Here is a 26,929-nt window from a genome sequence, read left to right as displayed (position 1 = left end):
CCACCACCGCCCAACCACGAGCCGCTTAAGTCCCAGGCATTGGACTCTGATTCCCTCAAGGAGCCCTTCACGGACCGTAAGTGGTTCTCCCAGCTCGCCGCCCGCGCGGAACTCGGCGGCGAATTCCTCCGCACCGAGAACGCCGCTCGCGCGGGCGGTGATCCGGTCCACGTCGTCCCGCTCCGCAGCGGGCAGCGGAGCGCCGACCCCGGCGCGGGACGCCGCGGCCGCGCCCAGCAACCGTGCGGCGTCGCGAGCCGCACCGGCCAACGCATGTGCGCCCGCCAGCCCTTCCAACGCCAGCGCGATCGCTCGCGGGTCCCCTGCCCGGTGGGCGATCTCGTAACCTTCCCGCTGCCTTCGCAACGCACTGTCCGGGTCTCCGCGCAATTCGGCGACGAAACCGAGTTCCGCGAGAATCAAGGTGTTCCCCGGTTCGAAATCGACCTGCTTGTTCCACTCGAGCAGTGTCCGCAAATGCCGCTCAGCGAGATCCAGGTCGCCCTCGCGGCGGGCGCCGAGGGCCAGCCCGGTCAGCGCATACATTTCCCCCGGCGTGAAGCCGTGCTCCGCGGCGACCTCGCGAGCGCGGTCATGCAGTTCGCGGGCGGCGGCGTAGTCCTTGCGCAGCAACGCTACCCGGCCCAGCCACGACAGCTGGTACGACGCTTCCGGCCACAAGCCCAGTTCCTCGGCGATCCGTAATCCTTCGATGTGGATCTCCTCGGCGCGCGTGTAATTCCCTGCGAGGGAACTGAGTGCGCCCTGCGCGAAAATCGCCTGCAGCTGACCCCATTTGTCACCGATCTCGGCGAACAAATCCGCGCAACGATCGGCGTAACGCCATGCTGCCGCGACATCGCCTCTCGACAACACCTGGCTCGCGCGGTCGCCGCTAGCGGCAGCGATCCCCCATCGGTCATCGGAGGCTTCGAAGGCGGCGAGGGCGTCCAGGGTCAGCGGTTCGGCACCGGGCAGATCGGCCACTGTGGACAGTGCGTAGCCGATGAACCACTTGGCGCGGGCGCTCATCGGCTGTTCGGCCACGGGACGCCAGTCCGGCCGATCGCCAGCGAGGATGCCGAGCGCGGTGAGCGTCGCCTGAGCTTCCGCGCGCAGTTCAGGATCGCCGCCGGGCAAGCCGAGCGCGGCGCGCAGGGAACGCATCGCCTCGGCCATCCGGCCGCGCAGGAACCGGTACCAGGACAGCCGGTTCGCCAGCCGCAACGCGTCGTCGGCGCTCCCCCAACCCGCCAGGTTTTCCGCTGCGGCACGGAGATTCGGCAGATCCGCGTCGAGTCGTTGCAGCCAGCGACGTTGGTCTCGGCTACGGAGACCGGCGTCCGCGACACCGGCGAGCTGGACGTAGTACTCCGCGTGCCGACGCCGTGTCTTTTCGACCGCACCGGCCTCACGCAACCGCTCCAGGCCGTAAACCGCCACCGATTCGAGCAGCCGGTACCGCGCGTTGTTCGCGGGCACGACCAGCGAGCGGTCGACGAGCTTCGCCAGCAGACCCAATACCTCACCCTCTTCGACACCGTCGCCAGCACAGACCGCCTCGGCCGCGTCGAGCGCACAGTCTTCGGTATGCACCGACAACCGTTGCAGCACAAGGCGTTCGGGCTCGCTCAGGAGTTCCCAGCTCCAGTCGATCATCGCGCGCAAAGTCTGCTGCCGCGCAGGTACGCCGCGACGGGTGGTGTCCAGCAGGCGGAAACGATCGTCCAGGCGACGCAGCAACTCCGGGACGCCCAGCGCGCGCACACGGGTCGCGGCGAGTTCGAGTGCCAGTGGCAATCCGTCCAGCTTCCGGCAAATCTCCGCGACCGCGGCAGCATCGGCACTGTCCACAGTGCACCCGGTGTCGGCGACCCGCGCGGTGAAAAGCCGCGCGGCGCTGTCGTGGTCCAGCGGCGGCACGGGGAACTGTGTTTCCCCGGTAATCCCGAGCGGCTCCCGGCTGGTGGCGAGGATCCGCAGGCCGGGCGCGGCCGCCAGCAGTCGTGCGGTCAGCGCGGCGACCGGCTCGATCAGCTGCTCACAGTTGTCCAGGACAACGAGGGTTTCCTTGCCCCGCAACGACTCGGCCAGCCGTTGCACGGGATCCGCCGGGGAGGGAACTGCCGCGTCCCGGATCCCCAGCGTCGCGGCGATCGCCTCGACGACCCACTCGATCGGCGGGCACTGGCTCAGCGCGCATTCGTGCCGGTCCATGCCGGTGAGTTCCACGAGCCACGCGCCCGCGGCGAAGTCGCCGCCGAGCCGGTGCGCGGTCTCCAGCGCGAGCCGGGTCTTGCCGACACCGCCGGGTCCAGTGAGCGTCACCAGGCGAGATTCGCTGACGAGCGTGCTGACGGCCCGCACCGCGGCGGTCCGGCCGACCAGTTCGGTGAGCGGTACCGGAAGCTGCGGGACGACGGCCGTCAGCGCCGGGTCCTGCGCCAGGATCGACCGGTGCAGCGCGGTGAGTTCCGGGCCTGGATCCAGGCCTAGCTCATCGGCGAGACGGCGGCGCAGCTCGTCGTAGGAGGCCAGCGCTTCGCTCTGCCGCCCCGCCGCATACAGCGCGCGCAGCTGGAGAGCGCGCAAGCGTTCCCGCAACGGATGCTGCCGGACGAGGTCGGCGAGTTCCGCGGTGAGCGCGGCATGTTCGCCCAGAGCGAGCCGGGCGTCGGCGAGGTTTTCTTGCGCGACAAGGCGATCCTCTTCGAGCCGCTGGATCACCGGCTGCGCGAAGGGTTCGTCGGCGAACTCGGCGAGCGTCGGGCCCCGCCACAACGCCAGCGCTTCGGTGAGCAGCGCGACCTTCGACCGCGAGTCCTCCGCAGTGTCCGCTGCAGCGGTCAGCGCGCGGAACCGTCCGACGTCGACCGCCTCCGGCTCGACCCGCAGGACGTAGCCGGGGGCCTGATGCGCGAGCGCACGGCCCTGCCCCGGTTCGGCGGCTTCGAGCGCGCGCCGCAGCTGCGAGACCTTCGTCTGCAGCGTGTTGACCGGGTTGCCGGGCAGATGGTCGCCCCACAGGTCGTCCGCCAGCCGGTCCGCCGACACCGGACGGCCCTCGTGCACGAGAAGAACCGCGAGCAGGGTCCGGACCTTGGCCTCGGGCACCCGGACCGGCTCGCCGTCGTCGCTGCTCACGGCCAAGGGCCCCAGGATGCCGAATCGCACAGACCCACCGTAACCGCACCCGTGCGCGGACCCCCAGCGAACCGTGCGTACGCCTCGGCACCGTGGTCGGCAGATCGACGAACTGGAGGGACGACATGTCCGGGAACACGACCTCGGCGACCGTGCTGGGGCTCGGCGCGATGGGCAGTGCGCTGGCCGGCGCGCTGCTGGGGACGGGACGGCCGGTGACGGTCTGGAACCGCTCGGCGGACAAGACGAAGCCGCTGGTGGCACGGGGTGCCGTGGCGGCGGAGTCGGCCGCCGAAGCGGTCGCGGCGAGCGAGCTGGTGCTCGCCTGCCTGCTGGACGACGCGTCGGTGCGCGAGGTGCTCGGCACGGCTTCGCTGGCGGGCAAGACGGTGGTGAACCTGACCAACGGCACCCCTCGGCAGGCGCGCGAGCTGGCCGAATGGGTCTCGGAGCAGGGCGGGAAGTTCCTCGACGGCGGCATCATGGCGGTGCCGCCGATGATCGGGCAGCCGGGCGCGTTCGTGTTCTACAGCGGGCCCAAGGACCTCTTCGACACGCACCGCGCGGCGTTCGACGCGTTCGGCGGCAGCAACTACGTCGGCGAGGACCCGGGGCTGGCGGCGTTGCACGACCTCGCGCTGCTGTCGGGGATGTATGGCCAGTTCATCGGCATCTTGCAGGCCTACGCGCTGATCCGCAGCGAAGGCCTCTCGGCGGTCGAGTTCGCGCCGCTGCTGAGCGGATGGCTGACCGCCATGGGCGCCTTCGCCGAACACGCCGCCAAGGAAATCGACAGCGGCGACTACACCCAGGGCGTCGTGTCGAACCTGGGGATGCAGGCCGCCGCGTTCGACAACCTGCCCGCTGCCGCCGCTGACCAGGGCGTCAGTTCCGAACTGCTCGCGCCGCTGCACCAGTTGCTCCTTCGCCGGGCCGCGGACGGCCACGGCGCGGAAAACCTCACGAGCGTCATCGAACTGCTGAAGAAATAAGGAGAAACCCGTGAATGTGACGTTGATCGGTCTCGGCCCGATGGGCCAGGCCATGGTGCGGTCCTATCTGGCGGCCGGCCACGAGGTGACAGTGTGGAACCGCACCGCGAGCCGCGCCGACGAGCTGGTGGCCGCGGGCGCGAAGCGCGCGGAAACGGTCGTGGACGCGCTGGCCGCGAACGAACTGGTGCTTCTCAGCCTCACCGATTACCAGGCGATGTACGACATCCTCGCGCCGACCGAGGACGCGCTGCGGGGCAAGATCGTGGTGAACCTGAGCTCGGACACGCCGGAGCGGACGCGAGTGGCCGCGGAATGGCTGGCCGCGCGCGGTGCGGAGATGATCGCCGGCGGGATCATGGTGCCCGCGCCGGTCGTCGGCACTGAGGGTTCGTTCGTGTTCTACAGCGGCGCGCAGCCGGTGTTCGACCGGATCGAGCCTGCCCTGCGCGTCATCGGACGGCCGGACTACCGGGGCGCGGACCCGGGCCTGGCGCAGCTGTACTACCAGTCGCTGCTGGACCTGTTCCTCACCACGCTCTCGGCGTTCCTGCACTCCGCCGCGCTCGTCGGCACGGCCGGGGTGTCCGCCGCGACGCTGGTGCCGTACGCGACGGAACTGCTGGCGCTCGCGCAGTCGATGCTGGACGAGACCGCGAAGAACGTCGACAGCGGCACCCACCCCGGCGACCAGGCGAACGCCAAGATGATGGGCGCGACGGCCGACCACGTCCTCGCCGCCAGCCGGGACGCGGGCATCGACACGGCCCTGCCCGCCGCGGTCAAGGAGCACTACGACCGCGCCATCGCGGCTGGGCACGGCCGGGACAGCTGGTCCAGCCTGATCGACGCGATCCGCAGCAAGGCTTGATCCGCTCGCGGTCTGGGAAGCCGCCGTCGTTCAGCCCCGCCGAATCCGCGGCCCCGCCCGCCGACGGATCCGCGCCGGTCGGCGGAGGACGCTTCCCAGACCGCGGTCCCGGGCCGCATCCTGGACCCAGAGCCGCGCTGGGGAGGCGCGGACCAGGGGTGGTTTCGATGCTGCGCATGATTTTCACAGCCGAAGACCTGTGCCGGGTGCGAGTGGCCAGCGGCGCGCACCCGACGTGGGAGCTGATTCTGAGCATCAACAGTCTCCAGGACCCTCACCTGCCCCTGGAGTACCGCGGTTGGCGAGCGACAGTCCTGACTGGCGCCCGGCGCGCCCCTGCTCGCTGGCGCTGCCTGAAGGCCGCCGCGGAACTGGTCCCGGCCGGGAACTTCCCGGACTTCCTGACGCCCGCGCTGGACGAAACGGACGTCGGAGCCCACTTCGAAACCATCCTGGCCCAGCCGAGAGCCGCCCTGCGCGAGGACATCGTCCGCACTTTCGCCCGGCACCGCCGCGTGCCGCGCTGGGCCCGCACGGTCTATGCCGACGGCAGCACGCGCGACGTCGTGCATGCGCTGCGCGAGTACAGCGACCTGGTCCTCGGGCCTGCGCGGCCGATCCTGGACCGGCGGGTCGAGGCCGACCGGGCTCGGTATGCGCAGCAGTTGCTGAGCGGTGGGGTCGAGGCGCTGCTGGGAAATCTGCATCCGTCGATCCGGTGGCGGAATCCGGTGCTGGAGGCGGACTATCCGCGTGACCGCACGGTGTCCTTGGACGGCCGGGGTTTGGTTTTGGTGCCTGCCCATTTTTGCTGGGGCGAGCCGGTGACGTTCATCGACGCCGCCCAGCGGCCGATGCTGGTCTGCCCGGCGGTGGGGCTGGTGCCGCATGAACCGGTGGGTACCCGGGAGGATCAACTAGCGGGGCTGGTGGGTCGTACGCGGGCCCGGTTGCTGTGCGAGTTGGCGGCGGAGGCTTCTACTACGGCGCTGGCTACGCGGTTGGGGGTTTCGCCTGCGGCGGTTAGCCAGCACACGAAGACGTTGCGGACGGCTGGGTTGATTACGACGACTCGGGAGGGGGCGGGGGTGCAGCATTCGCTTACGCCGTTGGGGAGGGCGTTTCTCGAGGCGCGGTAGTCAACCGGAAGGATCCGCACGCCGAGCACGAGCGCGGAAACAACGGCGATGACGCTTGCCCACCGATTCGGCCGCGTCCACCAAGCGATCCCCGCCAAAACTGGCTGCTCGTCAGGAAAACCCTCAATAGCCGCCCGCACGCGAAGCGCTCCGCCCAAGACAGAGGCCATCTTCTGTCCACAAAGGATCAGTCCGCAGTGGATCGCGGACGGTCACCGGATCACCAGCGCCACCGCATGCCGTGAATCCCGGGCCCCTGCCCGGTCCGGATCGCATGCGCCGGCACGCCGGAGCGCACCCGCACCTCCGCGGTCTCCAGTTCCGGCCCCACCGGCGAATCCTGGCGGTACGACACGCATTCCACGGGCAGCGCCGCCGGATCGAAATGCACTTCCAGCAGGTGTTCCGCGATCGGCAGCCGGAACCGCCGGTCGTAGCGCGAGTCCGGTTCCTCGTCCCGGAACGCGAACCGGTACTCCACGATCGCCGTCTCGCCCGGCGCCAGCGGGTGGTCCAGCACCAATTCCGTCACCGAGAACGCCTGCTCCGGCGTCGCCTGCACGATCCCCGGACGGCAATACCGTGCCGACACCAGTTCCGGTGACCGTCCGGGCGTGAATCCCCGCAACGCGACAATGCGCACGAACGCCGGTTCGTCCAGTGCCCGCAGCACTTCTCGCACGTGAAGACTGCGCATCCGGCCTTGGGCGTCGACGTGCAGTGTCTCGTGCACGCTCACCGATTCCGGCGAAGAATCCTCGAACGAATTCAGCACCATCGGAAGGAGACTGCGGTTCTCCCACAACCGGTCCCATCGCGCCGCGCGCGGGGCCGGGCCGCCGGTGCGCGGCCGGTCCAGCAGGGCGCGCAGCGAACCCGGCGGCACGTCCAGCACGGGTTCCAGCAAAGCCAGTGCCCGCAACGATTCCGGCCGCTCCGGACGGCTGCGGCCGGTGCGCCACGAGCTGAGCGTGGTCGTGCTGACGGGCACGCCGGACGCCGCGAGCCGTTCGCGCAGCCGGGCCAAGCCGAGGCCGCTGCGCTCGATCGCCAGCGAGAGGGCACGTTCGAACGGGCCTTCGGCCAGTGCCTGGGCCAGCCGCTCCCGCATCGGAGCCGGGGCGAACAACCGCATTTCGCCCCTCCTGGAAAAAACGGACTGAGACGGATTGTCGGCATTGATTCACCGGTTGGCAACCCGTCGAAAGTCGCGTCGCCGCCGCTTGCCCGTCACGGGCGTTTCGGCGGATTCCGCTGTCCCGCCGCGCTGCTTACGTTCGGAAGCGTCCCCATCGGAAACGCCTTCCCCAAGGAGCGACATGCGCGCACTCACCCGGGCCCTCGCCGTGCTGACCGGTTCCTGCGCGGTGCTCGGCGCGGCCGCCGTGACCCCCGCGTCCGCGAGCCCCGCCACGCCCGAGGCCCAGCCGTCGATCATCGGCGGCAGCACCGCGCAGAACCCCGGCTACATCACGCGGTTCAACGGCCACGCCAACGGGTACACGTTCTTCTGCACCAGCACGCTGATCGGCAGCCGCTGGGTGCTCACCGCGAAGCACTGCATGTACGACAACAACGGCCAGCGCCTCACGGACATCGACCTCTACATCGGTTCCAACAGCGCCAGCGGCGGCGTGCACGCCAAGGCCTCCTCCACCTACCTCTACTCCGGCGGCGACCTGGCGCTGATCAAGCTGAACACCGACGGCGGCAGCACGTTCGCCCGCCTCGCCAGCAGCTCCAACGACGCGCAGGAGGGCGACAGCGCCACCGTCTACGGCTGGGGCGCCACGCAGAGCTCCGACGAGGGCCACCACCAGTCGAGCGTGCTGAAGCAGGCCGTGGTCACCATCTCGAACACCCAGGACAGCGACAACTCCGGCGGCCCCGCGATCACGGCGAGCACGCCGAACGGCGCGGTGGCAGGCGGGGATTCGGGCGGCCCGATGGTGGACGACGGCGTGCAGGTCGGCGTGTGCTCGACGAGCGACCGTTCCAGCGTGACGACCTACGGCAGCGTGGCCGCGGGCCGGGACTGGATTCAGCAGACCTCCGGGGTCTGACCTGCGCGGCCCGGGCCGGAGGGGCTGGTGCGTGTCCCCTCCGGCCCGGGCTGTCGCGGTTCGCACCCGGATTCGCGGGAAAGTTCGGCCAGCTTGCCCAGAATCGCGGCGCCGTCGCCTAACGTGTCCCGATCCGCCGGGGAAATGCGCCACCACACGACCCCTGAGACAACCCTGCTCGGCGGAAGGACGACCAGGTCTCCCGGCGCGAGGACCTCAACCCCGGGGGCCGGCTCGCGGTCCGCGCGGATGCCGGACTCGACGAAGAAGTACGCCCCGTGCGGCGACAACGCCACCGGACCGAGCGGCAAGCCGCCCTCGAAGGCGGCGAGCGTCCGCCAGCCGAGGTGGGCCGTAGTGCGCAGGACCTCGAACTGCCGCCCGACCGGCGCGAGAATCGCCTGCCGATGCGCAGACCACCACTCCGAAATAACGCGGCGGTCGACGGTCGCGCCGGACCGCGACACCGCGGTCTCCCGGCCGCCGAGCAGCTCGAGAGTGACCGGATCCCAGCTGGTCAGCCCGTCGCACACCGGCCCCGGCAGCACCGGCCAGCCCCGTGCGGCGTAGTTCTCGGCCGCCGCGCGCAGCGCACGCAACGCGGCTCCGTGGTCCCCGGCCAAGCAGCGCGAACGGCTGCCACGCGCAACAAGGGTCATCGCGAGAATCCCTTCCGAGAGATCAAGCCCGGACCGCGCGGTTCACGGTGGACTGCGCGGGACTGGCGGGAACCGGCTGCCGGAGTGCCACCGACCACCATGGGACCGCGACGCGTCCCAGACCAGCCAGAAAACCGCCCGGGAACCGGCAGCAAACCGGGAGCGGTCGCCCCGGACCCGGGACGCAGGCGCGAAGACCGTCAGCCCCGGTCCCAGAGCGCCAGGAAACCTTCGATGATCTCTCTGCCCTGGGGCACGTCCGCGCTGACGCCCAGAGCCGCCTCGCCCGAATCGAAGATCCGGAACAGCACCAGGCAGCGCGAGAAGTCGTCCCGATCCAGCTCTTCCCGGACGTAGTCCGCTTCCGAACGAGTGGCCACCACCAGCACGTCGATGGACTGGCCTATCCCCTCCGCCAGCCGAACCACGCCCGGCCAGGCGATCCCGGGCCGCGACGCCCCACCTCCGCCGAAAAGTTCTTCGACCACCGCGTCAGCCAGCCCCAGCGCTTCGACCTCCAGCACCCACCAGCACCAGTCGTAGTCCGGAATCAGCGGAACGACATCGCGCAAATTCGGATAGCCGTTCTCCAGAAGCTCCTTCTCGACGACTTCCATCCTCGGCACTCCAAGAGGTGTCACTCGGGCATTGCTCGACCGAACACCATAGCGGTGCCCAGAGCAGTCGCGGCCGACGCGAAGATCTTCGCTGACGCCGTCCTCCACAGCGGAATCTTGCTGTCCCGCAACAGCTTTTGCGACACGGCAAGGTCGCGGACACCACCCGGCAGTTGACACCGCGCGCCAGGTTTTCCGGCTCGAAAGAGTCCGAGTCAGAGTGACCCGCTGCCAGCACTCTGATCTCGTTCAGCGCGCTCCGGATTGCCGCGCGGCCGTCAGCGGTCCGCGTCGCGGCGCCGCCGGGACGCCTAGACTCCGGCCATGGTCCAGGGCGAACCGCGCATCCTCCTCGTCGAGGACGCCGAAGCGATCCGGCTTTCGGTGGAAGTCGCGTTGCGGGCGGCGGGGTTCGCGGTGCGGACGTTGCCCGACGGCGAACGACTCGAAGCGGAACTGGCCCGTTTCCGGCCCGATCTGGTCGTGCTCGACGTGCTGTTGCCCGGACGCGACGGGTTCGCGCTGCTGCGGGTCGTCCGGCGGCACCGCGCGGCGGGGGTCGTCATGCTCACCGCGCGGGACGGCGTCGAGGACCGGCTGCGCGGGCTCGGCGAAGGCGCGGACGACTATCTGGTGAAGCCGTTCGTGCTGGCCGAACTGGTCGCGCGAGTCACCGCGGTGCTGCGCCGGACGGGCCGGGCGCAGCCGGCGGTCGAGGTCGGCGATCTGGTCGTGGACTTGGACGCCGGGCTCGCGCTGTGCCGCGGCGAGCGGGTCGAACTGACGGTCACCGAGTGGAAGCTGCTGGCGTATCTGGCCGTGCATCGCGACCGCGTGGTCGGGAAGGCGCAGATCCTGAGCGCGGTGTGGGGTTACGACGAGTACAGCGCGAATCTCGTCGAGGTGAACGTCAGCACGCTGCGCCGGAAACTCGAAGCGCACGGGCCGCGGCTGCTGCACACGGTCCGCGGGCAAGGCTACGTGCTGCGCGGTGACCGTCCGTGAGCCGGATGAAGACGGGCTCGCTGTACCGCCGGGTCACGGTTTCCTCGCTGCTCGTGCTGGTCGCGGTCCTGGCGCTGGTCGGGTTCGTCGTGTTCGCGGTGTTCCGCGCCCAGGCCGAACAGGACGTGAACCGGGTGCTGGCCGGACGGGCCCAGCTCGCACAGCAGCTCGCCCGGCAGAACGTGAGCCCGCGCAGCCTGTTGCGCCGGGTCGAAACGACCGGCGTGCACGGGCGGCTGGCGTTGCCGGACGGCACGGTCGTCGGGGAACCGGCGCCGCCCGCCGGATCGCGGCTGAAGCAGGTCAAGGCGACGTTGACCGGTCCGGCGCGGATCGACGGCGCGAAGCTGACGCTGATCGCGGACGATTCGATCGTCGCCGGCGCCGAAGCACGGCTCGGAAAGCTGCTGCTGATCACCGGGCTCGCCGCGATCGTCGCGACCGCGCTCCTGCTGCTCGTCGGCGTCCGGCTGGCGCTGACGCCGCTGGACGCGATGACCCGGCTCGCCCGCTCGATCGTGTCCGGCGGGCGGGGCGGCCGGTTGACGCCGACCCGGACGAACACCGAGCTCGGCCGCGCGGCGGCGGCCTTCGATTCGGCGCTCGACGCGTTGGAGGGCGCGGAGCAGACCGCCCGGGCGTCCGAAGAACGGACCCGCCAGTTCGTCGCCGACGCCGCGCACGAGCTGCGGACGCCGATCGCCGGGGTCCAGGCCGCGGCGGAGGCGCTGGTGCAGGCGTCCGGCGACCCGGAGCACGCCGCGCGGCTGCAGCTGCTGCTGGCCCGCGAAGCGCGACGGGCCGGAAAGCTGGTGAGCGATCTGCTGGATCTGGCCCGGCTGGACGCCGGCGCCGAGATCGCCCGCGAGCCGGTCTCGCTGCTCGCGCTCGCCCGCGCGCAAGCTGACCGGATCGCATTGCTGGCCCCGGAAACCCTCGTCGAAGCGACCGGGGCGGACACCGTCGTCCGCGGCGACGCCGACCGGCTCACCCAGATCCTGGCCAACGTCGCCGACAACGCGGTGCGCGCGATGCACGGGCAAGGCAGCCTCACGCTGACCGTCACCGCGGACGGGTGCACGGTGACCGACACCGGGCCTGGCGTCCCCGAATCGGATCGGGAGCGGATCTTCGACCGGCTCGTCCGGCTCGACGACGCCCGCGACCGCGACTCCGGCGGATCCGGCCTCGGCCTGGCCATCGCGCGCGGCTTCGCGCGAGCCCACGGCAGCGACCTCCGGTGCGTCGAAGCTCCGGGCGGCGGCGCGCGGTTCGTCCTGTCCGGATTGGAGCCGGTGCTAGGCGAGTAGGCCCTCCAGCCGGCCGGAGTGGCCGGGCAGCACCCGGCCCGGGTCGGTGCCGAGCACCTGCTCCAGCACGGTCGCGTAGACGTCGCGGAAATCGGTGGTTTCCTTCAGGTCCCCGCCGGCGAGGTCGGTCAGGCTCGGCTCGTCGCCGTGGAAGCCGCCGCGCACTCCGTTGCCGAGGACGAAAACCGGACCGGCGGTACCGTGGTCGGTGCCTTCGCTGGCGTTGGCGACGACCCGGCGGCCGAACTCCGAGTACACGAGCACGACGGCCTGCTTGCCGCGGTCGGTGCGGCCGAGCCGCTGCACGAACGGCGTCAGCGCGCCGTCCAGTTCGGCGAGCAGCCGTTGCTGGGTGCCGCGCTCGTCGGCGTGCGTGTCGAAACCGCCCAGCGACACCGAATACGCGCGCGTCGGCACCCCGGCCTCGATCAGCCCGGCGACGACGTCGAGCTGCGCGGCCAGCGCGCCGTCTTTGCGGCCGCCGGCGGCCTTGTGCGCGCCCTTGGCCGGGTGTGCCGCCGAGCCCAGGACCTGCTCGGCGCGGTAGAGGTCGGCGATCGAACGCGCCGCCTTCGCCTGCCAGTAGCCCTCGCCGTTCTGCGCACCGCCGAGTGCTTGAAAAGCCTTGCCCAGCGCGCCTTTCGGCACCGTCAAACCACCGACCGGCATGGACGCCGCGGCGGTCTGCGCCCCGGCCAGCATCGGCGGCAGCACCGGCTCGACCGACAGCGCGCGCAGCGGGTCGTCGCCGGACCCGTCGAGCCACCGGCCGAGCCAGCCGGTCGGCACCGGCGTGTCCGGCGAGGCGGTCTGCCAGATCGCCATCGAACGGAAGTGGCTGTGGTCCGGCTTCGGGTAGCCGACGCCGCGCACGATCGCCAGCTCCTTGGTGTCCCACAAGCCTTTCAGGCCCTTCAAGCCCGGGTTCAGGCCCAGCCCGTCGCCGAGGTCGAGGACGTCCTCGGGCTGGTACGCCAGCTCCGGCCGGGCGTTCTGGTAGGCGCGGTCGCCGGCGGGCACGACGGTGTTGAGGCCGTCGTTGCCGCCGTACAACGTCACGACGACCAGGACGCCGTCCTTCGGGTCGAGCGGGGTCTGCTGGGCCGCGGACATCAGGTGCGTCCAGTCGACCTGGGTGGCACCGGCCGCGAGCGCCCCGGCGGCCGTCACGCCGCTCGCGAACAGGAACCGCCGACGAGTCAGTTTGTTCATGGTCTCCTACCCGCTCACCACGTACTCGGGCGCACACGCGGCGATCGCCGCCAGCTGCCGGGGATCGTTCGCGACTCCGCTGAGACAGGCGCGGGTCCGGTCGGACCACCCGTCGACCCCCAGCAGGTCCCCGATCGCCGCCGGCTTGTCCCGCGCTTTCGCCACCGCGGCGAGGTCGGCGTGCTGCGCGACGAGCTGCGCCAGATGCAGCCGGGCGAGGCCGGCCGACGTCGTCAGCCACGCACCGCCGGCCGCCCAGCCGCCCACGCTCGGCGGCTCGAAGGGCACTTGCCCCATCCCCCGCAGCCCGGTCAGCAGCTGGGCGCCGGACTTGGCGTCGAGCGCGGACGGACGCACCCGGAGCGCGCGCAGCAGGCCGCCGAGCCATTCCACCGGCTGTTTGACCAGAGACGTCGCCGAGTCGTGGAACACGTCCTCCTTGACCAGCGCGGTCAGCAGAGACCGGATGTCGCGGCCCGGTCCGTATGCCGCCACCAGCCGGGCCAGCGTGTCCGCCGTCGGCGGCGTCGCGGAGACGAGCCGGAACCAGAGCCGCCCGACCACGAACGGCGCCGAGGACGGCCGGGACAGCACGAGGTCGACGAACGAGCCGGCGTCGAAGTTCGCGGTCTGGCCGAGAACGGTCTTCGGCGTCGAGTCGTGGCGGCGCGCGGCCAGATGAGCGGCCGGGTTCTCGCGGGTCGCGGTCCAGCCGGTGAGGGCACGCGCGGCTTCGCGGACATCAGTCTCGGTGTAGTTGCCGACGCCGAGGGCGAACAGCTCCATGAACTCGCGCGCGAGGTTCTCGTTCGGCTTGCCGGCTTTGTTGCTGTTGCCGTCGAGCCACAGCAGCATGGCCGGGTCGACGATCATCGCGTGAGCGAGCTGGGTGAAGCTGCCCATGCCGAGCGTCCGCAAGGTCTGGTTCTGCGCGAGCATCAGGCGCGGGCTGCGCACCTTTTGCTCGCTGGTCGCGAAATGCCCGTGCCAGAACCAGGTCAGCCGTTCGACCGCCGGAAGGTCGGCCGCCGCGATCCGGTCCAGCCACCACAGCGCCGCACGCGTGACTTGCCCCTGAAGTTGCTGCGCGGCTTGCTGTTTCGCCGCCTTGTCCGCTTTCGCGGGCCGCGGGGGCGGCGCCCCGACGTCCGGAAGCGGGGTCGCCTCCGCACCCGCGTCCGGCCCGGCGGCCAGCAGCCGCGCCATGGTCGCGGCCAACCCGGCGTCGAGATCGCCCGGCCGGGGCCCGAACCCCAGCCGATCGTGCAGCCGACGCACCGCCGCGCGCTCGGAAATGACTGCCATGCCCCGATCTTCGGGACCCCCGGGGCGCATGGCCAGCAGCCGGGGACTTCCTTAAGGGAACCCACAGCTCCGGCCGGTTCGACGCGGTACGCGCGAGACCGCCTTCATCCGGCTGGTCCTGTCGATGCGGTGCGGGCGCCTTCTTCAGTCCGCCCGCAGTTGCGGTCTGCTCAAGGCCGAGCGGCATTCCTTTGACCGGAACCGCTGCCAGCCCCGCCGGAACCGGGCCCGCCGACAAGGATTCCGCGACCGAAGCCGACGGGTCCGGCTCCCGTCGACGCGCTCAAGTCGACGACCTGCCCCTTGAGCAGTTGCTCAAATCTCGTCTATGCTCTGATTTGAGCAACTGCTCAAAAGCGGGTTGGCGGTCGCGTGCACGACCGGAGTGGGGGTAGCAATGGCCAGCGTCCGTCCCGATCGCGGTTGGGCACACCGCCGCGATCGTTGGTACAAGGCGATTACCCGGATGCTGGCAGCAGCGCTGCTGCCAGTGGCGTTCGTGATCACGCCGGGCCGAGCCCGGCGTACGGCCTGCCGATGGGCCCTGGCGGTGCGTTTTCCCGCCGAGGACCTCACCGGCCTGACGCCGCCGACCCGTGCCGCGTTCACCGCGGCGCGCACGCAGGCGTTGTGGCGAGACGGTGAGCTGATCGGACTCACCTCGGGACACCGGGATGCCGGGGAACAGGAACGCTTGTTCGCCGCGGAGGTCCGCCGGAGCGGGTCGCCGGCGGCGGCCCGGCGGCGGGCGCTGCCGCCGGACGAGTCCCGGCACGTCGCGGGGACCGCCCTGGACATCCGCCCGGTCGAAGGCGCGCGCTGGCTGGAGCGGCATGGCGCGCGCCATCACCTGTACCGGGTGTACGACAACGAGTGGTGGCATTTCGAGCACCGGCCCGACGGCCCTCCGCAGCGGCTGCCTCACCCGGGCTCCGTCGGTCACCGGCTGTCGGGGCCTCTACGGTGAAGCCGTGGCCGACACCCGACAACGCTTGATCGACGGCACGATCGAGACGATCCGCACGCACGGCCTAGGCGGCACCACGGCCCGGAGCATCGCCGCCACCGCCGGGGTCAACCAGGCGCTGGTCTTCTACCACTTCGGCACCGTCCACGACCTGCTGCGGGCCGCGTGCCTCGCCGCGACCCAGGCCAGGGTCGCACCGTTCGCCGAACGCCTCGGCCAGGTCACCGACCTGCGGCAGCTTCTCGCGCTCGGCCGCGCCCTGCATGCCGACGAACGCGCCCGGGGCAACGTCACGGTGCTCGCCCAGATGCTCGCCGGCGCGCAGGCCGACCCCGAACTCGCCGAAGCGACCGCGACGGCCCTGCAGCTGTGGATCACCCCGATCGAGGACGCCCTGACCAGGCTGCTGGCCGACTCCCCGGTAGCCGAGGCGATCGACACCGTGGGCCTCGCACGGGCGATGAGCGCCGGGTTCGTCGGACTGGAGCTCTACGAAGGCGTCGACCCGGAAGGAAGCCAGACAGCCCTGGACGCACTCGACCGGCTGGCCGTGCTCATCGAGGTGGTCGACGACCTCGGACCGATCGCACTGCGCGCACTCCGCGGCAAACTCCGCAAGACGACCAAAAAAGTGCGGTAGCGCGAGCACCGGAGGTCTCCGCGACAGCTTGTTCTCGCGACCGCGAATCCGGCGGCCAAAGCCAGCCACCGCGCGAAAACGTCGCCGCCCTCACTGGCCTCAAGGGCAAGATCAGGACTGCGACACTGCTCCGCCCTCGGTCTCCGCTGACTCCTGGCGCCTCGGGTTCAGGCCGAGTCTTCCAGGGCTTTGACGAGAAGACGGGACAGCCGGCGGAACTCCTCGGCGTCGGCCCGGCCGAACTTCTCCAGTGCCGGAGCCAGCCGGGCCTCGATCCGGACGAAGGTCTCGTCCACCAGCTTGTGCCCCTTGGCCGTGAGATGGTTGTCCACCACCCGGCCCCGGGCCGGGGAGCGCTCCACCAGTCCCTCCTCTTGCAGGGTCCGGACGAGGCGGCTGACCGCCTGCGGCGTGTGGACCGCGGCGCGCGCGAGTTCCGAGGCGGAGGCGCCGGGCGCCCGCTTCAGCTCCCGCAGCACCGTCCACTGCCCGAGGGTGAGCCCCAGCGGGTGGATGACCTGCTCGATCCGGTCGGCGAAGTGTTGCCGGACGATCCTGGACAGCGCACCGATCTCGATCCCCTGAGGCAGCGGGTCGCCCGGGTTCTTCATGGTTGACAGCGTACCTGTCGCGTTCTACATTGAACTTAGATTCAATATAGAACCTCAGTTCTATACCAGTCGGCCGCTCGGTCGAGAGAGCACGCCCTGAACTGGCCGACTTGTGGAGCCGACCCGGCTTCCGACCCTGCCCGCGTCCGTATCCGGAGAGACAGACCATGCCCGCAGCCGCCCAGCCGAATACGCAACAGCGAGCACTGCCCGGCCGGCTGGTCGTCCTGCTGGCCGTTTCCTGCGGGCTGACCGTGGCCAACCTCTACTACGCCCAGCCGCTCCTGGAGACGCTGCGCCGGACCTTCCAGCTCCAGGACTCGACCGCCGGCCTGCTGATCACCCTGACCCAGCTCGGCTACGCCGCCGGCATGGTGTTCCTGGTCCCCCTCGGCGACCGCATCGAGAACTCCCGCCTGGTCTCCGTCCTGCTCACCGTCACGGCACTGGCCATGGCCGCGGGCGGACTCGCCCCCACTTTCACCGTTCTGCTCGTCGCCGCGCTCGTCGCGGGCGCCACCTCCGTCGTCGCACAGGTCCTGGTCCCCTACGCCGCCGACCTCGCCCCCGATCACCTGCGCGGCGCCGTGGTGGGCAAGGTCATGAGCGGACTGCTCGCCGGGATCCTGCTCTCCCGCACCGTCGGCAGCCTGCTCGCGGACGTCGCGGGCTGGCGCGCCGTCTACCTGGTCTCCGCCGCGCTGATGGCGATCCTGTCCCTGGTCCTGCGCCGCGCACTGCCCCGCCGGGCGCCCACCAGCACCCATTCCTACGGCGCGCTGCTGCGTTCCACCACCAGCCTGGTTCGCGTGCATCCTCGGCTGCGCCGCCGGTCCTGCTACCACGCCTGCATGTTCGCCGCCTTCAGCGCGTTTTGGACGACCATCTCTTATGTCCTGGCCGCGGCACCGTACAACTACTCCCAGCTCCAGATCGGCCTGTTCGCTTTCGTCGGTGCCGCCGGCGCGCTCGTCGCACCTCTCGCGGGCCGCCTCGCCGACCGAGGGCTCGCCCACGGGCTCACTCCCGTGACCTGCCTGCTCGCCTCAGCCGCTCTCGTCTGGGCCGGCCTGGCCGCCCACCAGATCGTCGCTCTCGCCGCCGCCGCGATCCTGCTGGACTGCGCCGCGCAGTGCTCCCTGATCTTCGGACAGCACATCATCTACCAACTCGACGCAGCCGCCCGCGCCCGAATCACCAGCGTCTACATCGCCACTTTCTTCATCGGCGGCGCCATCGGCTCCCAACTCGGCACCCTTGCCTACCACTGGGGCGGCTGGCCTGCGGTCACCCTCACCGCGGCGGCCTTTCCCGTCCTCGCCGCGCTCGCCTGGACCACCGACCGCACCCACGCCAGCGGAAAGCGCCGGGCAGCAGACACCGGGTGAACGCAGCCGTCAATTTCGCCACGCCGCCCACCTGGGTCTTGCCCGCTTTATTCCGCAGCTGAGCTTTTCTGTTCCAGCAGATCACGCCGCAGGGCCACGCTCCCGCGAATACCACAGCGAGACAGGCTGTCCGCAACCCGCTCGACGACACACCCCGGAAATGGATTACCGACGTCCGCCCTTCACTCGGAGCGATTCCGGAATCACGGTCGCGCGTCACCCGAAATCGCATAATGCGTTTGGTTTTCACGTTTCGGCCGTCGTTCGCGTGAAGCGGGCGCGATCGCGCGGAGCGACTTACCTCCCATGCTAGGATCGATTCAGAGAGCATCCACTGACCGTCGACGCGCTCTATCGGCGCATTCCCCCGCGCCCGAACGGGAACCGTTCCCCGATCGGGCTAATTCGGCATGCCTCCGGGAGACCCCCGGACATGCGGACGCGTCTCGTCGGGACAAGCGGAATTCCACGAACAGTTTCCGCCGGCCTCCTGAATTCCCCTGCTTTCCCACCGCGCTGACGCGCGGAATTTTTTCGCGCGAACCACCCGGCGACCGAAAGGACTACCGAGATGAGCACCAGTTCGTCCGCCCCCTGTGCGCGGACACTCGTTCAGCGCACCTTGACCCACCTGGCCCAGCCCGCCGACCTCAACCACCAGGGAGACGTCGCCGGCGCGGTTATCTTCCGGCTGATCGACCACGCGGCCTGGCTCGCGACCCTCGAGTACAGCAACGGGCCGACGGCGACCCGCGCGGTGAAGCAGATGGAATTCCTGAACCCCGTGCGCGAGGGCGGTCTGCTGCACGCCCGCGCGCAGATCGAGCGGGTCAACAACACCTCCATCGAAGTCCGCACCACGGTGACCGCCACCTATTGGTCAGGCTGGGCCGACGATCCCGAGGACCTCGCGGCCCCGCCGACGCCGGTGGCTTCCGCGGAGCTGGTGTTCGTGGCGATCGACGTCACCGGAACCCCGCGAGCCGCGAACCCGGTGCCGGGGGCCAGGCCGTCGTCGGAGAACCTGTATCTGCACCAGGCCGCGGCTTCCGGCTAATCGCCGCGCCAGTCCGTAACTTCTTCGGCATTCCGCGAGAAACCGGAGCTGAGAGCAGCGTCGGCAACCTTGGTCATCGCGGACCAAACTGGCTAGCGGCGAGCCGAGTGCACGCCGCTAGCCAGTTTCGCGCTGCCTGCGGCGAAGCAGAACCGGCGACCGACCCCTCCGCGGACTGCAGCCGGTTCGCAGCGATCGGCCCACCGCCGACGCGGCCAGACCGTCTTGGCATGCCGCACGATCACGGGCGTCGCGGCATGCCAAGACGGAGAAACCGCGGTACCGCTGTTCGCCGGACTGCGGCAGCATCGCCGGGACCGTCCGGTACCGATTCGATCGCGGCACTCCGCGCCACCGACCAACGGCGGTTGTCCCGCCCTGGCCAGCGCTATAGGAATAGCCCGTTCACTGGCGAAATACCCAAAAGGGGCAACCATATGAGACGACTCCGCTACGCGGTGGTGATCCCGGCGATCGCCGGCACCTTGCTGGCCGGCTTCACGCCCGCCTTCGCGGGCCAGGAGGCCGCCGCCGGCAAGCAGCCGCTGAACTCGACTGGCATCCCCGCGCAGTACGCGAGCCAGAAGCTGGACTGGCACCTGTGCGCGGTCCCCTCCGAACTGCCGACTCCCCCGCCCGAGGGCGCCAAGGACATGGAGTGCGCGACCTACAAGACGCCGCGCAACTGGTACCAGCCGAACGCCCAGATCGACCTGACTATCGCGGTCAGCCGGCTGAAGGCGACCAAGAACGCGACAGCCAGCGTCGTCACGAACCCGGGCGGCCCGGGAGCTCCCGGACGCAACTTCCCGGCGCGGCTGCGCAACCAGGCCAAGCTGCGCGAGCACCAGGAGATCGTCGGATTCGACCCGCGCGGCACCGGCAAGAGCACCAACATCACCTGCGGCGGCGCCATCGGCACCGGCTCGGACCTCGACCCGCGCGACCGCAGCAAGCAGAACCTGAACCTGATCCTCCAGGCGACGAAGTACGCGGCGCTGTCCTGCCAGCAGAAGTCCGGCGAACTGGGCCCGCTGATCAACACCGACCAGACCGTCAAGGACATCGACCTGCTGCGCGTGCTGCTCGGCCGCGACAAGATCAACTGGGTCGGCTACTCGGCGGGCACCTGGATGGGCGCGCACTACGCCCAGGCCTTCCCCGCGCGCACCGGCCGGTTCGTCCTCGACTCCTCGACAGAGTTCACCACGACCTGGCAGAAGTCGTTCGACGCGCAGCCGCTCGGCTTCGAGCGCCGCTGGCGGCAGGACTTCCTGCCGTGGATGGCGAACTACGACAAGCTCTACCACTTCGGCACCACCGGCGAGGCGGCCCGCCAGACCTACGAGCAGCTCCGGTACGCCCTGACCCAGAACGCGGTCACCCTGCCCGACGGATCGCACGTGTCGGCCAACGGTCTCGACTCGTTCATCGCCGCGCAGATCTACTCGAAGCGCGCCTTTCCGGGGCTGGCCGACTACCTGGTCAACGTCCGCGCGCTGACCCAAAGCACCACTTCGGCCCAGGCCAAAGCGTCGGCCGCGCAGCGGGTCAAGGCCGCCGACAAGAGCACCACGACGTCCGGCCCGCAGCCGCTGATGGTGCCGGCCGACGGTGACTCCTACGACGCGTCGTTCTGGACGATCCCGTGCAACGAAGGCCCCTGGACCGGTTCGCCCCAGAGCGCCGTCAAGCAGTCGCAGAAACTGATCGACCGGCAACTGCCACTGCTCGGCGCCGGCTGGTTCATCCAGCCGTGCCTGTTCTGGAAGAACACCCCCGCCCCGCTGCCGGTGCTCAACGGCAAGGGCGTTCCGCCGGTGCTGATCGTCGAATCGGAGCACGACCCGGCGACGCCCATCGAGGGCGCGCGCCGCGCACACAAGGCGTTCGACAACTCGCGGATGCTGACCATCACCGGCGAGGGCGACCACGGCATCTACGCCGGCGGCAACGCGGGCGTAGACAACGTCGTGGAGGCCTACCTGGTCGACGGCGTGGTGCCGAACGACCAGAACCTTCCCGGCATGCCGCTGCCGGTGCCCCCGGGAGCCTGACCCCGCAAGGGCCTTTCCGGCCTTGAGGAATCGGCACTGTCGGCCGGGCATCGAACCCCGCTGCCCGGCCGACGCGCTGTGCCGCCGAGTTGCGACCGTCACCGATCACTGGTGGCGAACGAGGTATCGGTCGCTGCGGCGGGAATGATAAGTCCGCTGCGAATGCGGTAGCTGATCGTTTTCTCGCTCGACGCGTGGACCTCCGTCCACACCGACCGCGCAGGTCACTCCCCGATGAGGCGAATCCTCACCGTTTCGTCTCCGAACCTCGCTTCAGCTCGTTCAACCGACCGCACCGAACACTCTCTCCCGGCGGGAAAGCCTCGCCGCACCAACGGGTTCCTCGGCACCGGGATTCGCCAGCAGGGCGTACTCGTCTTCCGCGAGTTCGCGCACGGCCTCGACCCGGCCCTCGTCGGTGACGTCGACACGAACTGTCTGGCCGAGCCTGCTCGACCGTGTCTCGGCGGGCAACGCGGAGACGAGATCCGCGAACAGTTCGCCGAACACAGCCGGGTCACCGCGTTCGCCGAGCCGGACGAGCACCTGGTCGGCCAGCATCCGCAGCAACCACAGGCGACGCTTCGTCTCGCTCGTGAAGTCGACCAGCCGGATCGGCAGCGGCCAATCCGACCGAGTCAGGAAGTCGGTGTCCGGGTAAAGATCTGGAGGCTCCAGACCAGGACAAAGCCAGACACCCGCCTCGTCGCCCACCGCGTCGAACTCCCGCTTGTCCAGTTCGACCAGCTGCTCGATCTCGCCGGGCGAAACCTCGAGACCGTCTCGCGCGCGCACCAGAACCGACAGCTCGGTCGTCGACAACGGGCAGCAGAACTCCTGCAGCACGGCGAGAACCGCTTCCCGCATGACCGCGGATTCCCGCTTGTCCATGACATTCCTTTCGTTCCGCACAGCGGCCTCAGCAGCGGTTCGTGCCGCGCTTGTGCTGTCTCTAACTATTTATGACAGTTATTCGAAGCCGGTTGCGGTGGTGCCGGTGGCTTTACTGGCGAGAGTGCCGCGCGCTGTAGCTGTAGGCGATGGAGCCTTGGCTGATCAGTTGGTTGCGGGCGCTGTAGGTCGCGGTGACGTTCCCGGCGTGGGTGCGGTTGCCAGCTGCGCGCCCACCCCGTTCCTTGCCCTCGCCAACCAGGAGACCTGATCCCCTCCAGTCGGTGTTCCAGACCTTTGGCCGTGTGCCTTCCAAACCCCTAGGCCCGGCGGTGCAACTCGCCCGCGTAGGTGTTGATCGCGCGCCGAATCCGCACCGGATCGCGAAAGTTCCAATTGTCCAGTATCTGCACGCGACCAGGGATTCCGTTAATGCTGCTCGACTCGCCCTTCCAGCTGAACTCCGGTGCGTCGGCATTCGCCTTCACCCAGAGCCCGCCCGAGTCTTCGGACCAAATATTCGCCAGGTGCGTCCACGGAATGGTGAGGTGCTCGCGTGCGGTGCGCCTACTCTCCCGGAAAGAGATTTCCAGGTACGCGGGAGCGAACTCCGCCCAGCAGTAGAACGTCCACCAGGAGTTCACGGAGATACCGACGCAGAACACGGCCACCAGGAGCATGCCGACCGCGGCCGGAGTCGAATACCAGCGGTCGCTCGAAAACCAGAACAGGGCTGTCCCGGTGGCGCCGAGGAACACTCCCATCGTCATCCAGATTCTCGAGCCACCGCCGTCGCCGTCAGACCGGATTCGCACTTTCTGCGAACTGCTGGCAGCACCGCTCTGCGCCAACTGGATCGCGGTCAAGACCGCTGCCACTCCCAGTCCCGCGGCGACCGTCCCCACGCTGTTGCGATCGCTGGCCAGGTTCACCAGGTAGGCCGCGCCGACGGCGCAGACGGCACCGCACAGGATCCGACCGACCATGAGACTCCCCACGCGGCGTCAAAAGACGCCTCAGCTTGCCCACCGTGCATTCATCCGCGGGCAGGACTGCCCGCCACAATCTCTGGTCGGCCGCGCTTCTGCTGGTGTTACGGCCCTGCGCTGGTCGTAGTCACCGTTGCGGCGGTCTACGCGCTAACGCTGATCGCGGGCGCGCGAGTCGGAGTTCCCCGGGCGAGCCTTAGCGCGAAAATCCTTCAGCCCACCGGGAGGTGTCGCGCTGGCGGCCACGGTCTCGGTCCCTTCGCGCGGGCGAGGGATCGTCGGGGACAGCGCACACCAGAGACCGCGAGTCAGGCGCGCGCTGGCGGTGGCGCCGATGGTGTTCAACAGTACGTCGTCGGTGGCACTGACCCGGCCGGCGTCCAACAGGTACTGCACGGCTTCGATTCCGATCGAGACGAGCGCCGCCGCCGCTGCTACTCGGGCGAGCGACCGCAGCCACGGCACCCGAAACGGGACCAGCGCGGCGAGCGGCGCCAGCAGCACCAGGTTGCCCGCGATCTGCCAGCCCGCGTCTTCTCCCAGTGTGGCGACGTCCTGGCCGGGGATCAGATGCAAGGTGCTGCCTTCGGCGTCCCCGGCGGGCGCCGTGACCAGGACGACGACCAGTCCGCCGCAGAGCAGGATCGCGGTGTCGATCGCCGCGGTGAACGTCGCGACGGAGGCCGGCCAGCGCCGGCTTCGACGCACCGCCAGCACGACCCAGAGGATCTGCGACAGCGGCAGCGCGACGACCGTCACCGGAATGAGGCGTTCGACCACCGAGTCCACCCTGCACCCCTCCCCTGACCACCCCTGGCAAGATCACCTTCGCATCGGCCGGGAAGGGTGTCTCGTCGTCACGATCACCCGACCTGGTGGAGGCCGCGCCTCGGCCGTCGCACCGAATGCCGTGTCTTGCAGCGGGATCAGCCAGCCCAAGGCTCGGTGACCGGTTAACGCAATTACGCCGGTCGTGTAGCCGAAGAGAGGGTGAATCCCGGGACTAACGCGGCACGCCGCCGCACCCTCCGCCACGCGGGTGCGCGCTGCTCGCGGATCGCCCGGAAACCGTCGGTGGCGCGTGCGAAGCTGGCGACGTGGAAGTGCACTTCGACGCTGAACTGTGGATCTGGGACGCGCGGCGGACCGGGAACTGGGCGGGCCGAGCCGCGGGTTCGGATCGATGCGCGTGCAGGTCGGGGTCGGCGCCACCACCTGGCGGGCATCGGTCTTCCCGGACAGCACGCGCGGCTACGTGCTCCCGGTGAAACGCGCCGTGCGCGAGGCCGAGAAGCTCGATCCCGGCGACGTTGCCCGGGTGACCGTGACGGTCCTCGACCTCTGACGTCGGAGGAGGCGGTCCGCCCGCCGGAGGTGTGCGGGGGCGTTCGTTGTTACGCGCGTGATCAACTTGACGAATGCAGAGAAATTTCGAGCTGCGCAAGGCGGTAATGCCAGCCGCCGCCCCGCATGCAGATGGTCGGCCGCGGAAGGCAGGGACGCGGTGTGGAACCGTGTGGCTCAGGGTGCTCGGTCAGGGGCGGTCGATGGGAGGGCCGACGGGAGTCGGCACCGCGACTGTCGCCAGTCGGCCATCCTGGTTGTCATGACTTTGCGTGCGAGGTTGTCGGCTGGCGGGCACACAGCAGAGGTCCGCGGCGCTTCGGCCGAATCGATTCACTCGCTCAGGAAGGTGTTCATGTTCCGTTCGCGCACAGCTCTCGCGGCGATCACCGTCGGTGCCGCTCTTCTTCTCCCGCCCCCCGCGGTCGCGTCTGAGTCCTCCGGGAACGAGGCCGCCTCGTCCTACGCGGACGTGCTCGATCTGCAAGGCGTGCCCACCTCGGCGCTGCCCGGCTCGGCCGGCGGCGATGTCAGCGACATCAACGTGTTCGCCGACCGCGGCGCGTGGCACGCCTACGCGCTGCCCAAGGCCGGCGACACCGCGTCCTACGGTGCGTTCACCGGGCCGCTGTACCTCGCGCAGGAGTACCCGTGGTGGCTGAGCGCCGGTTTCAGCCGGCTCAACCTGAGCGAGGCCGGGCACCCGATCAACCTCGCTGACGCTCGCGACCCGGCATTCAGTTCGCTGCCCGGCGCGCTGCGGCAGAGCTTCGAGGTCGACGGCCTGCGCGTCGTCATGGAACTGCGCTACGCCAGCAACCGCACCGCGCTGGTCCAGGCCACCGTGGAGAACACCGAGCACCGGTCGCGGTCGGTCGGCGCGGGCTGGAGCGGCACGCTGCTGCGGCCGGACGCCGGACCCCAGCACGGCGCTCCCCGGCTTTCCGCGACCAAGGACGGCGTCGCGGTCGGTTTCGCCAAGGTGCGCGAAGCGAACGACTACCTGACCGACGGCACCGAACGGTTCCAGGTCGTTCACGCCGACCCGGTGACGACAACGGTCACCGGCGACACGTACACCACCACGAGCGACGCACCCCTGCAGCTCGGCCCGCACGGCCGGCGGACGCTGAACTGGACCGAGTCCTACACCTTCACCCCCGCCGAGGCTGCCGCCGACGCGTCGGCGGCGAGGCGCGCGTTGGCTCAGCCGTGGCGCACCGTCGCCGAGGACGACGCTCGCTGGCACGGCTACGTCGCGGCGGCCACTCGCGGGGTGCCGCCGAACCGGCAGCGGCTGGCGGTGAAGTCGGCCGAAACGCTGATCACCAACTGGCGCAGTCCGGCGGGCGCGTTGAAGCACGACGGCATCACGCCCGCGATCTCCAACAAGTGGTTCAACGGCCTGTGGGCGTGGGACACCTGGAAACAGGCGGTCGGCACCGCCGTGTTCGATCCAGCGCTGGCCGAATCCCAGATCCGGTCCATGTTCGACTACCAGGTGACCGCGGCGTCGACGGCCCGGCCGCAGGACGCCGGGATGATCCCGGACGCCGTCTTCTACAACGACCCCGCCCACGGCGGCGGCAACTGGAACGAGCGCAACTCCAAACCGCCCCTCGCCTCCTGGGCGGTCTGGTCGGTCTACCAGCGCAACGGCGATCTCGGGTTCCTGCGCGAGATGTACCCGAAGCTGGCCGCCTACCACGCCTGGTGGTATCGGGACCGGGACCACGACCACAACGGCCTCGCCGAGTACGGCGCCACCGTCGATCCGGCCAACGCGACTGCCGAGGACAAGCGCCTGGCGGCGGCATGGGAAAGCGGAATGGACAATGCGCCGCGCTTCGACGCGAAGCTCGGCGCCACCGTCGTCGACAACACCTCGCCGAGCGGACAAGTCGTCGGTTCGTCGCTCGCCCAGGAGTCGGTGGATCTCAACTCCTACCTGGTGATGGACAAAAAGACCCTCGCGCTGATCGCCGACCGGCTCGGCGACCGCCGGGCGGCCCGGTCCTACCGCGCCTCGGCGGCCAGCGTCGCGGCCGCCGTCCAGCGCACCATGTTCGACCCGGCCACCGGCTGGTTCTACGACACGGAACTGGGCACCGGCCGACGGCTCACCGCACGCGGCAAGGGAATCGAAGGCGCCATCCCGCTGTGGGCCGGCGTCGCCACCCCCGGCCAGGCGGCGGCCGCGCGGAAGAACCTCCTGTCCCCCACCGAATTCGACACCCGCATGCCATTCCCGACCACCTCGGCGAGCTCGCCGTACTACCAGCCGACCGGCTACTGGCGCGGCGCGGTGTGGCTGGACCACGCGTACTTCGCCTTGACGGGCTTGCAGCGCTACGGATACGGCACCGACTCAGCGGCACTCGCCGACCAGCTGCGCTCCAACGCGGCCGGTCTGCTGGGCAACGGGCCGCTGATGGAGAACTACAACCCCGCCACCGGCGCGCCGATGAACTCGCGCGGCTTCAGCTGGTCGGCGGCGATGCTGCTGGCACTCGACCACCCACAGCGGGCCTGACGCCGGGACCGCCCGTCGCCCCGGCGTGCGCGGGGTACGGCCGAGAAGACAGGTGGCGAACACACTCGGTCGCCGAACTTCTCCGTTTGCGCGCAGGGTAGCCGTGCGGGTGGCCGAGACCCGTCGGTCTCGGAG

23 protein-coding genes are annotated in these 26,929 nt (G+C 70.1%); 13 read left to right on the top strand and 10 right to left on the bottom strand.

The genetic code is table 11. The features are described from left to right. Positions 1–3,174: BTAD domain-containing putative transcriptional regulator (locus ACFORO_RS28310; RefSeq protein ID WP_377873733.1), on the bottom strand; the 3,174-nt coding region annotated here is incomplete at its 3' end. 95 nt (positions 3,175–3,269) lie between these two features. On the opposite strand from ACFORO_RS28310, the gene ACFORO_RS28305 reads away from it, so the two are divergent. The 3 genes from ACFORO_RS28305 to ACFORO_RS28295 all read left to right on the top strand — a co-directional run bounded on the left by ACFORO_RS28305 (position 3,270) and on the right by ACFORO_RS28295 (position 6,146). After that, positions 3,270–4,136 (top strand): NAD(P)-dependent oxidoreductase, encoded by an 867-nt coding sequence (locus ACFORO_RS28305; protein WP_377873734.1) that lies wholly within the window; start codon positions 3,270–3,272, stop codon positions 4,134–4,136. Positions 4,137–4,146: 10 nt separating this feature from the next. Then, positions 4,147–5,007 (top strand): NAD(P)-dependent oxidoreductase, encoded by an 861-nt coding sequence (locus ACFORO_RS28300; RefSeq protein ID WP_377873735.1) that lies wholly within the window; start codon positions 4,147–4,149, stop codon positions 5,005–5,007. Positions 5,008–5,183: 176 nt separating this feature from the next. Further along, positions 5,184–6,146 carry an ArsR/SmtB family transcription factor gene (locus ACFORO_RS28295; protein WP_377873736.1) on the top strand — a complete coding sequence of 321 codons (963 nt, stop codon included), beginning with the start codon at positions 5,184–5,186 and terminating at the stop codon, positions 6,144–6,146. Between the two features lie 220 nt (positions 6,147–6,366). On the opposite strand, the gene ACFORO_RS28290 is transcribed toward ACFORO_RS28295, so the two are convergent. Beyond that, positions 6,367–7,281, bottom strand: coding sequence for a hypothetical protein (locus ACFORO_RS28290; RefSeq protein ID WP_354737043.1), 915 nt, complete (start codon positions 7,279–7,281; stop codon positions 6,367–6,369). Positions 7,282–7,465: 184 nt separating this feature from the next. On the opposite strand from ACFORO_RS28290, the gene ACFORO_RS28285 reads away from it, so the two are divergent. After that, positions 7,466–8,209 (top strand): S1 family peptidase, encoded by a 744-nt coding sequence (locus ACFORO_RS28285; RefSeq protein ID WP_377873737.1) that lies wholly within the window; start codon positions 7,466–7,468, stop codon positions 8,207–8,209. On the opposite strand, the gene ACFORO_RS28280 is transcribed toward ACFORO_RS28285, so the two are convergent. After that, positions 8,188–8,868: a bifunctional DNA primase/polymerase gene (locus ACFORO_RS28280; RefSeq protein ID WP_377873738.1), complete on the bottom strand. Its 681-nt coding sequence runs from the start codon at positions 8,866–8,868 to the stop codon at positions 8,188–8,190. The two genes, ACFORO_RS28285 and ACFORO_RS28280, sit on opposite strands and share 22 nt — an antisense overlap. Before the next feature lie 200 nt (positions 8,869–9,068). Further along, complete coding sequence (locus ACFORO_RS28275; RefSeq protein WP_377873739.1) at positions 9,069–9,485, bottom strand: hypothetical protein; 417 nt, start codon at positions 9,483–9,485, stop codon at positions 9,069–9,071. A gap of 324 nt (positions 9,486–9,809) precedes the next feature. Here ACFORO_RS28275 and ACFORO_RS28270 point away from each other — a divergent pair, with 324 nt between their 5' ends. Both ACFORO_RS28270 and ACFORO_RS28265 read left to right on the top strand, forming a co-directional pair. Beyond that, entirely contained in the window at positions 9,810–10,490 is a 681-nt protein-coding gene (locus ACFORO_RS28270) for a response regulator transcription factor (RefSeq protein WP_377873740.1), read from the top strand. A 5-nt stretch (positions 10,491–10,495) separates the two neighbouring features. After that, on the top strand, positions 10,496–11,800 hold the full coding sequence (locus tag ACFORO_RS28265; protein ID WP_377873799.1) for a sensor histidine kinase: 1,305 nt from the start codon (positions 10,496–10,498) through the stop codon (positions 11,798–11,800). On the opposite strand, the gene ACFORO_RS28260 is transcribed toward ACFORO_RS28265, so the two are convergent. Together ACFORO_RS28260 and ACFORO_RS28255 are read right to left on the bottom strand one after the other, a co-directional pair. Further along, positions 11,789–13,012 (bottom strand): DUF1501 domain-containing protein, encoded by a 1,224-nt coding sequence (locus tag ACFORO_RS28260; RefSeq protein WP_377873741.1) that lies wholly within the window; start codon positions 13,010–13,012, stop codon positions 11,789–11,791. The genes ACFORO_RS28265 and ACFORO_RS28260 overlap by 12 nt on opposite strands. A gap of 6 nt (positions 13,013–13,018) precedes the next feature. Continuing rightward, the gene (locus ACFORO_RS28255) at positions 13,019–14,317 is read right to left on the bottom strand and encodes a DUF1800 domain-containing protein (RefSeq protein WP_377873742.1); all 1,299 of its coding nucleotides are present in this window, start codon (positions 14,315–14,317) and stop codon (positions 13,019–13,021) included. A 466-nt stretch (positions 14,318–14,783) separates the two neighbouring features. Between ACFORO_RS28255 and ACFORO_RS28250 the strand changes: the two genes are divergently transcribed. Both ACFORO_RS28250 and ACFORO_RS28245 read left to right on the top strand, forming a co-directional pair. After that, complete coding sequence (locus ACFORO_RS28250; RefSeq protein WP_446681613.1) at positions 14,784–15,284, top strand: M15 family metallopeptidase; 501 nt, start codon at positions 14,784–14,786, stop codon at positions 15,282–15,284. A gap of 4 nt (positions 15,285–15,288) precedes the next feature. Continuing rightward, positions 15,289–15,924 carry a TetR/AcrR family transcriptional regulator gene (locus ACFORO_RS28245; RefSeq protein ID WP_377873744.1) on the top strand — a complete coding sequence of 212 codons (636 nt, stop codon included), beginning with the start codon at positions 15,289–15,291 and terminating at the stop codon, positions 15,922–15,924. Between the two features lie 167 nt (positions 15,925–16,091). Here ACFORO_RS28245 and ACFORO_RS28240 read toward each other — a convergent pair whose 3' ends face one another. Continuing rightward, positions 16,092–16,535: a MarR family winged helix-turn-helix transcriptional regulator gene (locus tag ACFORO_RS28240; protein WP_377873745.1), complete on the bottom strand. Its 444-nt coding sequence runs from the start codon at positions 16,533–16,535 to the stop codon at positions 16,092–16,094. Positions 16,536–16,702: 167 nt separating this feature from the next. Here ACFORO_RS28240 and ACFORO_RS28235 point away from each other — a divergent pair, with 167 nt between their 5' ends. The 3 genes from ACFORO_RS28235 to ACFORO_RS28225 all read left to right on the top strand — a co-directional run bounded on the left by ACFORO_RS28235 (position 16,703) and on the right by ACFORO_RS28225 (position 21,037). After that, positions 16,703–17,923 carry an MFS transporter gene (locus ACFORO_RS28235; protein WP_377873746.1) on the top strand — a complete coding sequence of 407 codons (1,221 nt, stop codon included), beginning with the start codon at positions 16,703–16,705 and terminating at the stop codon, positions 17,921–17,923. 571 nt (positions 17,924–18,494) lie between these two features. Then, positions 18,495–18,980, top strand: coding sequence for an acyl-CoA thioesterase (locus ACFORO_RS28230; RefSeq protein ID WP_377873747.1), 486 nt, complete (start codon positions 18,495–18,497; stop codon positions 18,978–18,980). Between the two features lie 437 nt (positions 18,981–19,417). Next, entirely contained in the window at positions 19,418–21,037 is a 1,620-nt protein-coding gene (locus ACFORO_RS28225) for an alpha/beta hydrolase (RefSeq protein WP_377873748.1), read from the top strand. 282 nt (positions 21,038–21,319) lie between these two features. On the opposite strand, the gene ACFORO_RS28220 is transcribed toward ACFORO_RS28225, so the two are convergent. From ACFORO_RS28220 to ACFORO_RS28210, 3 genes are all read right to left on the bottom strand, one after another. After that, positions 21,320–21,928, bottom strand: a complete 609-nt coding sequence (locus ACFORO_RS28220; RefSeq protein WP_377873749.1) for a hypothetical protein — start codon at positions 21,926–21,928, stop codon at positions 21,320–21,322. 320 nt (positions 21,929–22,248) lie between these two features. Further along, positions 22,249–22,914, bottom strand: a complete 666-nt coding sequence (locus ACFORO_RS28215) for a hypothetical protein (protein WP_377873750.1) — start codon at positions 22,912–22,914, stop codon at positions 22,249–22,251. A gap of 153 nt (positions 22,915–23,067) precedes the next feature. Continuing rightward, positions 23,068–23,697, bottom strand: a complete 630-nt coding sequence (locus ACFORO_RS28210; RefSeq protein WP_377873751.1) for a VanZ family protein — start codon at positions 23,695–23,697, stop codon at positions 23,068–23,070. A 343-nt stretch (positions 23,698–24,040) separates the two neighbouring features. On the opposite strand from ACFORO_RS28210, the gene ACFORO_RS28205 reads away from it, so the two are divergent. Next, on the top strand, positions 24,041–24,262 hold the full coding sequence (locus ACFORO_RS28205) for a DUF1905 domain-containing protein (protein ID WP_377873752.1): 222 nt from the start codon (positions 24,041–24,043) through the stop codon (positions 24,260–24,262). 261 nt (positions 24,263–24,523) lie between these two features. Then, positions 24,524–26,794 (top strand): MGH1-like glycoside hydrolase domain-containing protein, encoded by a 2,271-nt coding sequence (locus ACFORO_RS28200; RefSeq protein ID WP_377873753.1) that lies wholly within the window; start codon positions 24,524–24,526, stop codon positions 26,792–26,794. Positions 26,795–26,929 lie beyond the last annotated feature (135 nt).

The organism is Amycolatopsis halotolerans (assembly GCF_042647905.1).
Taxonomy (GTDB): Bacteria; Actinomycetota; Actinomycetes; order Mycobacteriales; family Pseudonocardiaceae; genus Amycolatopsis; species Amycolatopsis halotolerans.
The sequence above is the reverse complement of the archived record's forward strand: the minus strand, read 5'-3'. Positions and strand labels throughout refer to the sequence as shown.